This window comes from Sphingomonas aerophila (assembly GCF_014199305.1).
Taxonomy (GTDB): domain Bacteria; phylum Pseudomonadota; class Alphaproteobacteria; order Sphingomonadales; family Sphingomonadaceae; genus Sphingomonas; species Sphingomonas aerophila.
The window spans coordinates 290,483-302,959 of the sequence record NZ_JACIJK010000003.1; the positions used below are offsets into that span (position 1 = coordinate 290,483).

10 protein-coding genes are annotated in these 12,477 nt (G+C 65.0%); 5 read left to right on the forward strand and 5 right to left on the reverse strand.

Annotated features, from left to right (window positions below; all coding sequences use genetic code 11):
• The 3 genes from FHS94_RS06215 to FHS94_RS06225 form a co-directional block, all read right to left on the reverse strand.
• Complete coding sequence (locus FHS94_RS06215; protein WP_184055755.1) at positions 1-1,281, reverse strand: PQQ-dependent sugar dehydrogenase; 1,281 nt, start codon at positions 1,279-1,281, stop codon at positions 1-3.
• Positions 1,281-1,745, reverse strand: a complete 465-nt coding sequence (locus tag FHS94_RS06220) for a DUF2231 domain-containing protein (protein WP_184055757.1) — start codon at positions 1,743-1,745, stop codon at positions 1,281-1,283. Before FHS94_RS06220 ends, FHS94_RS06215 begins: the two co-directional genes overlap by 1 nt.
• Positions 1,746-1,841: 96 nt before the next feature.
• Positions 1,842-4,436: an EAL domain-containing protein gene (locus FHS94_RS06225; protein WP_184055759.1), complete on the reverse strand. Its 2,595-nt coding sequence runs from the start codon at positions 4,434-4,436 to the stop codon at positions 1,842-1,844.
• Positions 4,437-4,589: 153 nt separating this feature from the next.
• On the opposite strand from FHS94_RS06225, the gene FHS94_RS06230 reads away from it, so the two are divergent.
• From FHS94_RS06230 to FHS94_RS06240, 3 genes are read left to right on the forward strand one after another with little or no spacing between them, the layout of a single operon-like run.
• Positions 4,590-6,110: a fumarate hydratase gene (locus FHS94_RS06230; protein WP_184055761.1), complete on the forward strand. Its 1,521-nt coding sequence runs from the start codon at positions 4,590-4,592 to the stop codon at positions 6,108-6,110.
• Entirely contained in the window at positions 6,107-6,298 is a 192-nt protein-coding gene (locus tag FHS94_RS06235) for a hypothetical protein (protein ID WP_184055763.1), read from the forward strand. Before FHS94_RS06230 ends, FHS94_RS06235 begins: the two co-directional genes overlap by 4 nt.
• Positions 6,295-7,047 (forward strand): ATP-grasp domain-containing protein, encoded by a 753-nt coding sequence (locus tag FHS94_RS06240; protein ID WP_184055765.1) that lies wholly within the window; start codon positions 6,295-6,297, stop codon positions 7,045-7,047. The genes FHS94_RS06235 and FHS94_RS06240 overlap by 4 nt, the downstream gene beginning before the upstream one ends.
• 392 nt (positions 7,048-7,439) lie before the next feature.
• Here FHS94_RS06240 and FHS94_RS06245 read toward each other — a convergent pair whose 3' ends face one another.
• Positions 7,440-7,964: a hypothetical protein gene (locus tag FHS94_RS06245; protein ID WP_184055767.1), complete on the reverse strand. Its 525-nt coding sequence runs from the start codon at positions 7,962-7,964 to the stop codon at positions 7,440-7,442.
• 108 nt (positions 7,965-8,072) lie between these two features.
• Here FHS94_RS06245 and FHS94_RS06250 point away from each other — a divergent pair, with 108 nt between their 5' ends.
• Both FHS94_RS06250 and FHS94_RS06255 read left to right on the forward strand, forming a co-directional pair.
• Positions 8,073-8,444 carry a PRC-barrel domain-containing protein gene (locus FHS94_RS06250; RefSeq protein WP_184055769.1) on the forward strand — a complete coding sequence of 124 codons (372 nt, stop codon included), beginning with the start codon at positions 8,073-8,075 and terminating at the stop codon, positions 8,442-8,444.
• A gap of 93 nt (positions 8,445-8,537) precedes the next feature.
• Positions 8,538-10,172: an MFS transporter gene (locus FHS94_RS06255; RefSeq protein ID WP_221234587.1), complete on the forward strand. Its 1,635-nt coding sequence runs from the start codon at positions 8,538-8,540 to the stop codon at positions 10,170-10,172.
• 70 nt (positions 10,173-10,242) lie between these two features.
• On the opposite strand, the gene uvrB is transcribed toward FHS94_RS06255, so the two are convergent.
• Positions 10,243-12,435 (reverse strand): excinuclease ABC subunit UvrB, encoded by a 2,193-nt coding sequence (uvrB, locus tag FHS94_RS06260; protein ID WP_184055773.1) that lies wholly within the window; start codon positions 12,433-12,435, stop codon positions 10,243-10,245.
• Positions 12,436-12,477 lie beyond the last annotated feature (42 nt).

Genomic DNA, 12,477 nt, shown 5'->3' on the forward strand with positions numbered 1-12,477 from the left:
TCAGCTTGCCGACACGCGCCAGACCGTGTTCGACAAGTCGTCAGCGACCAGCAGCGCGCCCGTCCTATCCACCGTCAGGCCCACGGGCCGGCCCCGGGCATGGTCACCGTCGAGAAAGCCGGTCAGGAAGTCCTGCGCCTTGCCCGCGGGGCGTCCATCCCGGAACGGCACGAACACGACCTTGTAGCCATTGAAATGGCCACGATCCCAGCTCCCATGCTCGCCGACAAAGGCGCCGCCGCGATACTGGGGCATGGACTGGCCGGCATAAAAGACCAGGCTCAGAGGCGCGACGTGCGATGACAGGCCATAGTCCGGCACGGTGGCGCGCGCGACCATGTCGGGCCGCTCGGGCTTGACCCGCGGGTCCACGTGTCGGCCCCAATAGCTGTATGGCCAGCCGTAGAAGGCGCCGGGGCGTACGGAGGTCATGTAATCGGGCACCAGGTCCGGCCCCAGCTCGTCACGCTCGTTGATCACCGCCCAAAGCTGGTTGGTACCAGGCTGGAAGGTCAGGCCGTTGGGGTTGCGCAGCCCCGTCGCATAATCGCGATGCGCGCCGGTTGCCCGATCGACTTCCCAGATCCGGGCGCGATCCTTCTCCGCTTCGAAGCCATGCTCGGTGATGTTCGAGTTGGAGCCGATGCCGACGTATAACTTGCTGCCGTCGGGGCTGGCGGTCAGGCTTTTGGTCCAGTGATGGTTGATCGGGCCGCCCGGCAGCTCGGTCACGATCGTTCCAGGCGCCGTTATGCGGGTCTGGCCAGCCTGGTAGGGGAAGCGGACGATCGCGTCCGTGTTGGCAACGTACAGGTCGCCGCCGACCAGCACGACACCAAAGGGTGAAACGAGATGGTCGACCAGCACGGATCGGACCTCCGGCTTTCCGTCGCCATTGGTGTCGCGCAGCAACGTGATCTGGTCGGCGCCCTTGGTCTTGCTGTGCCCGAACCCCTGAACCCAATTCACCACGATGTCCTTGGGCCGGGTAATGGGCTCCTCGGGCCCCTTCGGCTCAACGGCCAGGATGTCGCCATTGGGAAGCGTATAAAGCTCGCGCACGTTCTTGAAGCCGGTGGCGAAGGGCTGAACCTTGAACCCTGCGGGCGCCGTCGGTGTTGCGCCGTTCCATGCCGCGGGCGTCGCGATGTGCATCGGCGGCACGAGATACTGGTTCTGTTCGGGCAACTGTGGATTAGAACCGAGCTGACGGGAGGTGTCACCGCCGGACGCGCTGCACGCTGCAACCGACAGGGCGAGAAGGGGGAGCAGCCGGCGCATCAACGGTTCTCCTGCGCTTGCAAGGTGTAGCCGACCCAGCTTGTGATCAGGGCGAGCGCGGTGACGATGATCGACAGGATCAGCCCCGATGGAACAACTGAGGTCCAGCCATCGCGACTGTGGATGAAGCCGTTGATGATGCCGAGCGCCAGCATGGCAAGCGTGCCGACCGAGTGGATCCAGTCTGCCGCCGTGCGCACCCGGTGTCGGTGCCGGCGGCGAAACACCAGCGCGTCGACAATGCCCGCAACTGCGGCCAACACCCCCATCGCGCACCCGCCCGCTATCATCCACACGGCGAAATTCGCCCACTGCATGTTGGCGCTGTTCACATACGCGATGTCCGCAACCAGCGCGCCGGAGAACAGGGCGAGCGGGTAGGCGGAAAGGATTCCGTGGATCGGGTGGGCGTGCGTCCGGGCGGGCGTTAGCCGGTGATCGGAGCTGGAATAGGTGGTGGCCATGCGCAACTGTCCTGCGGGAAATTCCCCGTGAACACAGGTACGTTCGGGCCGTTGGTCCGTTCCGGCCCGACGATTTCCGCGCCGGGTGTCCGGGCCTTATCCAGCGCGTCGCAGTCCAGGACGCTGCGCCGGCGCGTTCAACCGGTCCATGTCGAACCGTTGAGCGAACTGGAGTCCGGCGCGACCATCGTCGGCCCAGCGGATGGTCGCCGGGAACAATTGATCCTCGAGAAGCTCGATCTGCACATCGACGCCGATTGCCTGGGGCGGAAAGTCCACGCCGTCGATCATCGCGCCGGTCGCGGAGATGTTGCGGATCCGGACCTCGCCCGCCTCCTCGCCGATCTCCAGTCGGGCGGATCGCAGCACCTTGCTGCGCGGCGTGCGGCTGACCTTGTGGCCAACCGGGGCGGCCGTTCCGCCCTGGGCCGACAATTGCGTGAGCACCTCTGGCGCGCGAGCGGGGCGACCATAGACGAAGCCCTGGATGTGGCTGCAGCCGAGGTCCCGGATCAGGGCGATCTCGTCCTGCTGCTCGACCCCCTCGGCCGTTGTTTCCATGCCCAACGTATCGGCCAGGGTCACGATCGCCTTGATGATTGCGGCGTTGCGATTGCCGGGCGCGATCGCGCCGCGCACAAAGCTTTGGTCGATCTTGATCTTGTCGAACGGCGCCTTTTTCAAATAGCCGAGCGAGGAATAGCCGGTGCCGAAATCGTCGAGAGCCAGCCGTACACCCAGCCGCTTCAAGGTCGCGAACATCCCCTCCGTATGAAGCGACTCGTTGACGAAGACACCCTCGGTGATCTCAAGCTCCAGCCGCTCGGGCGAAAGGCCCGACGCAGCAAGGGCGCTGGTTACGACGGTCGGCAGCGCCGGGTTGGCAAACTGGATCGGGGAGACATTTACCGCGACCCGCGTGCCGCCAGGCCAGTTCGCAGCTTCACGACACGCGGTACGCAGGACCCATTCGCCGATTGTTTCGATCAGCCCGCATTCCTCCGCCACCGGCACGAACTCGCCCGGACTGATCGGGCCACGGGTCGGGTGGTCCCACCGCAGCAGCGCTTCATAGCCGATGATGTGTTCGTCGCGGGTGGACACGACCGGCTGGTAGCAAAGGTGGAACTGGTCGGCGGCAAGTGCCTGGCGAAGGTCGTCCTCCAGCCGCTTGCGCGTCTTGGCGCCCGCCAGAAGTTCCTCGCGAAAGAACCGGTGAACGCCGCGCCCGTCCGCCTTGGCTGCATAGAGTGCCAGATCGGCGTTGCGGATCAGGGTTTCCGAATCCTCGCCATGTTCCGGTGAGATCGCGATCCCGACCGAACAGCCGATCGACAGCGACGAACCATCGATGAAATAGGGCTGCGACAGCGCCGCGATCACCTCATGCGCAAGGCTGCCCAGCGTGTCGCGGTTGTTTTCACGCGGGATCACGACCTGGAATTCATCGCCGCCCAACCGGCCAACAAGCCCGGCATCGCCCACTGTCCGCTGCAACCGCTGGGCGACCTGCTTCAGCAGCGCGTCGCCCGTCTGGTGGCCCAGCGTGTCGTTCACCGCCTTGAACCGGTCGAGATCCAGGAGGAACAGGCCGGTCGGCCCGCGCCCACCATGGCCGGGCGACAAGGTCTGGTCGAGCGACAGCCGCATGCGCTGGCGGTTGGCCAGGCCCGTCAGCCCGTCGAACAGGGCAAGTCGCGTGATCTCCGCGTCGGCGCGCCGCTTCTCGGTAAGGTCGGAACCCGAACCGATAAAGCCCTGAAACCGGCCAAGGTCGTCGAGCACCGGCCGGCCCGACATCGACCACCAGCGCTCTGCTGCGTTCTCGGCGGCAGGGCGGACCGAGTAATCGGAAAAGGACGTACGCGAGGACAGGTGGAAGGTCAGCGTCCGCTCGGTATCCACCAGTTCTGAATCGATGCGGAATACCTGTGTGAGGCGCTGGCCGATCGGCTCCGGCCCGAGGCGGCCGAGTTCACGGGCAACCTTGGTCGACAAATAGGTAAGGTGCCCGTGACGGTCGGTTTGCCAGAACCAGCCAGAGCCATGCGCCTCGAACTCCCCGACCAGGCGGGTAGCGAGTTGCCCCGTTTCCCGCTCTGCCTGTCGGCCTTCCAGTTGCTTCTGGTCCTGCCGGGCGAGCCTGATGACACCGATGCATGGCGCAGCGAAGACGAGCACCGTCGCGGCCATGAACGCTCCCAGGCCCAGCATCATGGGGGCGGTCACGGTTAGCGCGGCGGCGTAGGACAGCGTCGCCGCCCTGATCGGATGCAGAACCAGCGCCACCATGAGCGCCGCGCCGAACAGCGCGACCTGCAATTCCGTGCCGAACGGCGCGGCAGTTGCGGGACCGACGTGAAGGCCCAGGGATAGCGAGGTGCCAAGCGCTGCGGCGACGATCGCAACAGCTGCATTGGTCGCCTGCGTACTCAGGTTCCGGAACGCGGGCATTCGCGCGGGTAGGACCGGCAGCACTGCGCACAGCAGCGCTGGGGAAAGGGCGAGCGCGACGGATACCGCTCCGCCACCCTTGCCGACGACGGCGAGTGTAATGCCGGCGAACGCGGGAATGATGGCCAGCACTGCTATCATCAGCGGCCAGAGCGCGACAACGCGGGAGATGTCGGCGCGACGCCCTTCTTCCACGAATGGCTCGTCAGTTGCGGACAGGCCCAACAAGTCGCGCATAGTAACCGAAGCGGATAGCTCGGGGTCAGGATCACGCGAACGGACGGTCATCGGACCATGTAAGCGCAGGGGCGTTCAGAACCCTTCACTGGCCATGGTTAACGATATTGAACCGTTGATGCCGGGCCGCGCCGGACGCTACAGGCCCGAGTCATGACTACCATCATTCGCGACGTCGACCTGATCGAGAGCGTGGCCGACGCCCTTCAGTTCATCAGCTACTATCATCCCGCCGATTACATCCAGGCACTGGGTGAGGCCTATCGGGCCGAGCAGTCGCCCGCGGCGCGGGATGCGATAGCCCAGATCCTGACCAACAGCCGCATGTGCGCGGAAGGGCACCGTCCGATCTGCCAGGACACCGGCATCGTCACCGTATTCGTCCGCTGGGGCCAGGACTGCCGGCTGACCGGGGACCGCTCGCTTCAGGAGGTCGTCGACGAGGGCGTGCGTCGGGCTTACCTGCACCCCGAAAACCGGCTGCGTGCATCCATCCTGGCGGACCCGGCTTTTACCCGCCGCAATACCAAGGACAACACGCCCTCCGTCCTTCATGTAGAGATGGTGCCGGGCGACAAGGTTCACATCGACGTCGCGGCCAAGGGCGGCGGGTCAGAGAACAAGTCCAAGTTCAAGATGATGAACCCGTCCGACTCGATCGTGGACTGGGTGTTGGAGATGATACCGCAGATGGGCGCCGGCTGGTGCCCGCCCGGCATGCTCGGCATCGGGATCGGCGGCACGGCGGAAAAGGCTATGCTGCTCGCCAAGCAATCGCTGATGGGCCAGATCGACATGGCGCAGTTGAAGCAGCGCGGACCGCGCAACGACATCGAAGCGCTACGGATCGAGATCATGGACAAGGTTAATGCGCTCGGCATCGGTGCCCAGGGCCTGGGTGGCCTCGCCACCGTGCTCGACGTCAAGATTCTCGACTGGCCGACCCACGCCGCGTCAAAGCCGGTGGCGATGATCCCGAACTGCGCCGCGACGCGCCACGCGCACTTCACGCTGGACGGATCGGGCCCGGCCTATCTCGAAAAGCCGTCGCTTGCTGACTGGCCGGACGTCAACTGGACCCCGGACAAGGCCGCCAAGCGCGTCGATCTCGATACGCTGACGCCCGAAGTGGTGCAGACATGGCAGCACGGTGATCGCCTGCTGCTCAACGGCAAGATGCTGACCGGGCGCGATGCCGCCCACAAGCGGATCGCCGACATGGTCGCGGCGGGGCAGCCCTTGCCCGTAGAGTTCCGCGGGCGCGTCATCTATTATGTCGGCCCGGTGGACCCGGTCGGTGAGGAAGTGGTCGGTCCCGCCGGTCCCACCACGGCGACGCGGATGGACAAGTTCACGCGCATGATGCTGGACCAGGGGCTGCTCGCGATGGTCGGCAAGGCCGAACGCGGACCAGCGGCGACCGAGGCGATTCGCGACCACCGCTCCGCCTATCTGATGGCGGTCGGCGGCGCGGCTTATCTCGTCGCACGCGCGATCAAGGGCAGCCGGGTGGTCGGGTTCGAAGACCTCGGCATGGAAGCGATCTACGAATTCGAGGTAGAGGACTTCCCCGTCACGGTCGCGGTCGACGCAGAGGGCAACAACGTCCACCAGCTCGCGCCCCTGGTCTGGCGGGAGAAGATCGCGCGCGAACGATTGCTCCAGCCCGCGTGACACGCAACGGCGACCGAATCCTGCGCCGGCCGCTGCTGGTGGGCGTGGCGTTCGTAGCGACGGTGCTTCACGTCCTGCGGGTGCGCGATCCGGGTCCCAGCGCGCTTATCTATTTCGGCGCGCAGCGACGGGTGGCCGAGTCGTTAAGCGCGAACCGGGGGTCGGTCGGGGCGTTGTTCGGACGATGAACCGTCCACGCATCCTGTTTGGTGACCACAGCACGCAGGCCCCCGCCATCAACCAATTCGTTGATCACGCTCGCTTCGACGTCCGGTTCGAGGCGTTCGATACAGCGGATTTCGCCGATGCCGACCTGGTAGTGCCGTTGCGGATCGACCAGATCGCACTCGCTCGCGCCGCCAACACCGACCGTCGCCGTGCAATTGTGCCAACCCCCGAGTTGGTGGAGGTTGCTGACGACAAGCTCGCCTGGAACCACCGGCTGATCGAGATCGGCTTTGGTCATCTCGTACCCGAGTTGCTCGGCGACGCGCACGAAACATACCCATATATCCGCAAGAGCCGCCGCGGCGACTATGGCCAGGGCATCCGCATGGTGCGCGGACCGGGCGAGGACCAGCCCTTTCCGGACAGCTTTATGCAGCGCGCGGTGTCCGGGGCGGATGAGGAGGTGCTGCATCTACTGCGGGTCGACGGGCAGATTCGATACGCGCTCTGCTATCGCTACACGATGGATGCGCCGCTCGCCGTGCGCGGGGCGGCGGACCGCCCGATCTCCACCGTACCCGCCGATGTCGACACCGCGATCGAGCCCTGTACCGCGATCCTCGATGCGCTCGGCTACGAGGGGACGTGCTGCTTCAACTACAAGCTGGAGGAGGGGCGGCCGATGATCCTGGAGATGAACCCGCGCTTCGGCGGGTCATTGGTTGGCGAGGTCAGCGCGTATCTGGCTGCACATCTGGCCGCACTCTGACAAGAACAACTGGCCGCCACGAAAGACGTGGCGCTGCATAAGGCAGAAATGAGAAGAGGTTGCCGGACGGCCTCACGACGCGTCCGACAACCCCTAAACATGGTCAGCGGCCGGAGAGCTCCAGCCCGGGAAACCATGAGGCCTCTGGTATCTTCAAATCCGCGCGTTGTTTGGGAGGGAATACTCCCCGCACGTATCGGCGAAGATCAGAAGCCAGTCCCCCGAACGAACTGAACCGACCCCATTGCTGAACCATGAGACATCGGATCACCTCCTTTCGCTTGTGGATAGCCAATGTGAACATCGCTGCTCACAAAGCGAATGTGGCAAGCTGTTCTTCTTCTTACAAGCGTTGTTTTGCGGCTGGTGAAAGTAAACATCTTACGCCGCGATCAGCCGCGGCAGTCTTCCGTCACGCGCTCGATTTCGGGCCAGGCCGGGATTGCCAACGGCGCAGAACCGGCCTGTTCCAGCGCGAAACGCCCTCTGCTGAACCCCATGGCGTCCAATAATGGATCAGTCGGGGTTAGCGCGACCGCCAAATAGGGCGGCTCACCCCCGGTCGGCAGCAGTTGCACGGTGCGACTGACGCTGCTGGTCCGAATCACCGCTGCCCCGGCCTGTGTGCCGGGCACGGACAGGAACACCTGACGGCCCGCGGTGTCGCAGCGCAGGACCAGCAGCGCGTCGGTCCCCGGCGGGCCGAACAGCGCCACGCTGCCGCGCGCGTCGCGCTTGTACACCCAGTCGCCAACGGTGGCCGGTCGGTCCCGCCAGTCGTGGGCCGGCGGCGGTGGAGGCGGGGCCTCGGCCGGAGCCGGCGCGGGGGAGGGAATAGGCCGTGGCGGCGGCGCAACCTGGGGCACGCACCCCGCTGTGCCGGCGAACAGGAGCAGGGTGAAAAACAAGCGGCGCATGGTGACCCCTATGCAACGGGAGGCGGCCCGGCTCAACGCTTGTGGCAGGAAGGACGGAACCGCCGAACCGCTCCGCCGGTTCGGTTGGCTGTACCTGCGGAGAGAATCATGTCCGACCAGACCACCCCCACCCAGATCCTTGTCCAGGCCAATGCCGCGCATTCGGTCAAGGTCGAGAGTCGCGACGGCGACACGGTCGGATCGGTTTACTCGTTCATGGTGCACAAGGCATCGGGACGGGTCACGCACGCGGTGCTGAGCCTTGGTGGCTTCCTGGGCATGGGCAAGAGCTTCTACCCGATCCCGTTCTCCCTCCTGCAGTTCGATCCGGTCCGCGACCAGTATGTCGTCACCATCGATCGCCGCCTGCTGGAAGGCGGGCCAAGCTGGGCCAACAATGCGCCAGTTTTCGACCAAGCCTATGCCGATCGTGTCGCCAGCTATTATGGCGCGGGTCGCGAGGACCTGACCACCGGCTGATGTCGAAAATCTCCGCCTGACCTGCGGCCCGACCCGGCCGATGGTGGCGCGCGTCCTGAATGACACAGGGCCCCCATGGCCTGATCGAAGATGATGAGGACGCTTATGCTCGCCCCCCAAGCGGTGGTCAGCGACAATGATCGGGAGCGCGCAACGCGCGCGCTGATGATCGATGCGGCATTCGCCACCGCCATCGGCGCGCTCAACAGCGGCGTAGTGCTGCTCGCGCTAGCATTGCACATCGGTGCGTCGACGTTCGAGGTCGGGGTGCTTGCCGCGGTGCCGCTGCTCACGCAGGTGCTGCAGGCGCCCGCGGTCGCCTTTGTCGAGCGATGGCGACGTCGCAAGCTGATCTCCGTCGGATCGGTATTTCTCGCCCGGCTGGCGCTGCCGATCTATGCCGCCGTGCCCTTTATCGGCTCGCCCCGCATCGCAGCGGCGACTCTGATCGCGGCGGCGCTGCTGCATTATGGAATGAACGCGGTGGGCGCGTGCAGCTGGAACAGCTGGATACGCGACCTGGTGCCAGAAAGCCGGCTGGGCCGGTTCTTCGCGAGGCGCGGTGTTTATGGGACGCTTGTCAGCGCCGGGGCGACGCTGGTCGCCGCGGGTGCGCTGGTGGTCGCAGCGCGGTCGCGGGCGACGGGCGACCTGATCTTCAGCGGCTTGTACGTCGTCGGGTTCGTCTGCGGGCTGTTCAGCACCGGCGCGCTCGCCACGGTGCCCGAACCGCAGATGCCGCCCGCCTCTCGCGGTTCGCTGACCCGCCTCCTGACCGAGCCGTTGCGCGACCCGCGCTTTCGTGGCGTGCTCCGTTTCCTTGTCAGCTGGCAGTTCGCGGTGAACCTGGCCGTGCCGTTCTTCACCGTCTACTTCGTCCGGGGCTTGGGTTTCTCGATGAGCTTCGTCCTGATCCTGTCGCTCGTCAGCCAATTGGCGAGCGTCGCGGTGGTGCGTGGCTGGGGCAACCTGAGCGATCGGCTCAGCAACAAGTCGGTGCTGGAGGCGAGCACGCCGGTGTACCTGCTTTGTGTCGTCGGCATGGCCTTCGCCCACGAGGTGCCCGGCATGGCTGGGCAGGGGGCCTACCTGCTGCTGGCCCATTTGGTCATGGGCGCCGCCGGTGCGGGTGTTGCGCTGGCGAGCGGCAACATCGTCATGAAGACCAGCCCGCAAGGGTCAGGCACCAGCTATATGGCGACCGGTGCCCTGTTCGGGGCGATCGCGGCAGGGGTGGCGCCAATCATGGGCGGCGCCATGGCCGACTTCGTCGCGCGACGCCGGTTGGAGCTGCGGCTGCTCTGGTCCAGCCCGCACGGCACCGAGCGCTTGTTCGGGCTGACGTTCAGCTATTGGGAGTTCTTCTTCCTCCTGTCCGCGATTGTGGGCTCGTACGCGCTGTTCCGGCTCAGCAAGGTTGAGGACCCGGGCAGCGTGGAGCGGCGTGAAACGGTGGACGAGATCTGGTCGGGCACGATGCGTACGCTCCGCAACGCGTCGTCGGTAGCCGGCCCGCGGCTTGCCACTGTTTTCCCGGCCGCTCAGATCATCCGGGCTCGCGAAGGCACGCGTTTCCTCCTGGAACGCTTCTTCACGGAACGGCTGGGCCGGTCTGTCGAGAGCGAGACGGAAAAGGTCGGCGAGCTGCTGGCGGCCAGCTATGATGCCCAGCCAGCGTCAGACGCTCCGATGGACGATCTCATGCGGCAACTGAACGACATAGAATAGGCGGGCCTGGGCTCGCGAGTGCAGCGCGAGTGCAGGTAGCCTCCCGGGAACAACGGAGCGGGAGCGTCGGTCAGCGCGCCCGCTTGTTCATCCGGATTTCCTGCTTCTTCCCGAACCGCGTCTTGCGCGTGCCCGGTTTGCCTTCATTGGAACGGCCCATCACCGGTGCTTTCTGCTCGTGCACGGGCAGGCCCAGCTCTTCCTGCTCAAGGTTGCGGATCTCGTCGCGCAGACGCCCGGCTTCCTCGAATTCAAGGTCCGCTGCCGCCTTGCGCATCTTCTTTTCGAGTTCTTCGATGTACGCGCGCAGATTGTGGCCGACCATATGCGGCCGGTCATCGTCGATCGGCACCGTAACCTGGTCGCCCTGCGAGACATGGGCGATGATGTCGCCGATGTTGCGCCGGATGGTGGTCGGCGTGATGCCGTGCTCGCGGTTATATTCTTCCTGCTTCTCGCGGCGGCGCGCGGTTTCATTCATCGCCCGCTCCATGGAGCCGGTGATGCGGTCGGCGTACAGGATGACGCGGCCATCGACGTTGCGTGCGGCGCGGCCGATCGTCTGGATCAGCGACGTTTCGGAACGGAGGAAGCCTTCCTTGTCCGCGTCAAGAATGGCGACCAGCCCGCATTCGGGAATGTCGAGCCCTTCGCGCAGCAGGTTGATGCCGATCAGCACGTCATAAACACCCAGACGCAGGTCGCGGATAAGCTCGATACGCTCCAGCGTCTCCACGTCCGAGTGCATGTAGCGGACCTTGATCCCCGCCTCATGCATATACTCGGTCAGGTCCTCCGCCATGCGCTTAGTCAGCGTGGTGACAAGGGTGCGATAACCCTTCGCGGTGGTCGCCTTGCATTCCTGGATCAGGTCCTGGACCTGTTCCTCGACCGGCTTGATCTCGATGGGCGGGTCGATCAGCCCGGTCGGGCGGATCACCTGTTCGGCGAAGACACCCCCGGCGTGCTCCATTTCCCACGAACCCGGCGTAGCCGACACCGACACCGTTTGCGGGCGCATCGCGTCCCATTCGTTGAAGCGCAGCGGGCGGTTGTCGATGCACGAAGGCAGGCGGAATCCGTATTCGGCCAGCGTGATCTTTCGCCGGTGATCGCCACGTGCCATCGCCCCGATCTGCGGGATGGTCTGGTGGCTTTCGTCCACGAACAACAGCGCGTTCTCGGGAATATACTCGAACAGCGTGGGCGGCGGCTCGCCAGGCAGCCGGCCTGTCAGGAAGCGGCTATAGTTCTCGATGCCGTTGCAGCTGCCGGTCGCGGCGATCATCTCCAGGTCGAAGTTGGTGCGCTGCTCCAGCCGCTGATGTTCGATCAGCTTGCCCTCAGCCTCCAGTTCCTTCAGCCGCTCGGTCAGCTCATGGCGGATTGCCTCGGTCGCCTGCTTCATGGTCGGGCCGGGGGTCACATAGTGCGAATTGGCGTACACACGGACCGAGTTGAGGGACGCGATCTTCTTGCCCGTCAGCGGGTCAAATTCGGTAATATCCTCGATCTCGTCACCGAAGAACGAGATGCGCCAGGCGCTGTCCTCATAGTGCGACGGAAACAGTTCGAGATTGTCGCCCTTCACGCGAAAGTTGCCGCGCGCGAAACCAGCGTCGTTCCGCTTGTACTGCAATGCCACGAGCTTGCGGATGATCTCGCGCTGGTCGGCGGTTGAGCCTTTCTTCAGGTCGAACACCATCGCAGAATAGGTCTCGACCGAGCCGATGCCGTAGATGCACGACACGGACGCGACGATGATGACGTCGTCCCGCTCCAGTAGCGACCGGGTGGCCGAGTGGCGCATCCGGTCGATCGCCTCGTTGGTCGACGACTCCTTTTCGATGTAGGTGTCCGACCGGGGCACATAAGCCTCTGGCTGGTAGTAGTCGTAATAGCTGACGAAGTACTCGACGGCGTTCTCGGGGAAGAAAGACTTGAACTCGCCGTACAGCTGCGCGGCGAGGATCTTGTTGGGCGCGAGGATTAGCGCTGGGCGCTGCAATGCCTCGATCACCTTTGCCATCGTATAGGTCTTGCCCGACCCGGTCACGCCGAGCAGCACCTGATCTTTTTCGCCCTGCAGCGCGGCCTCTACCAGCTCGGCTATCGCGGTCGGCTGGTCGCCGCTGGGCGAGTATTCGCTGACGAGCTTGAACGGCTTTCCGCCCTCGAGTTTGGCGGGGCGCTGCGGGCGGTGGGGAACAAAGGTCTCGCCCGTTTCCGGCTCGGCGAGGGAGGTGCGGATCTGAATGGCCATGCCAGCCTGATATGGGATCAGGGTGCGTCGGGAACAACGGTT

Excerpts from the sequence above, each read along its gene's own strand:
- FHS94_RS06230 (WP_184055761.1), top strand. The coding sequence starts at position 4,590 with ATGACTACCATCATTCGCGACGTCGACCTGATCGAGAGCGTGGCCGAC.
- FHS94_RS06220 (WP_184055757.1), bottom strand. The coding sequence starts at position 1,745 with ATGGCCACCACCTATTCCAGCTCCGATCACCGGCTAACGCCCGCCCGG.
- FHS94_RS06240 (WP_184055765.1), top strand. The coding sequence starts at position 6,295 with ATGAACCGTCCACGCATCCTGTTTGGTGACCACAGCACGCAGGCCCCC.
- FHS94_RS06215 (WP_184055755.1), bottom strand. The coding sequence starts at position 1,281 with ATGCGCCGGCTGCTCCCCCTTCTCGCCCTGTCGGTTGCAGCGTGCAGC.
- FHS94_RS06255 (WP_221234587.1), top strand. The coding sequence starts at position 8,538 with ATGAGGACGCTTATGCTCGCCCCCCAAGCGGTGGTCAGCGACAATGAT.
- FHS94_RS06225 (WP_184055759.1), bottom strand. The coding sequence starts at position 4,436 with ATGCGCGACTTGTTGGGCCTGTCCGCAACTGACGAGCCATTCGTGGAA.
- FHS94_RS06245 (WP_184055767.1), bottom strand. The coding sequence starts at position 7,964 with ATGCGCCGCTTGTTTTTCACCCTGCTCCTGTTCGCCGGCACAGCGGGG.
- FHS94_RS06250 (WP_184055769.1), top strand. The coding sequence starts at position 8,073 with ATGTCCGACCAGACCACCCCCACCCAGATCCTTGTCCAGGCCAATGCC.
- uvrB (WP_184055773.1), bottom strand. The coding sequence starts at position 12,435 with ATGGCCATTCAGATCCGCACCTCCCTCGCCGAGCCGGAAACGGGCGAG.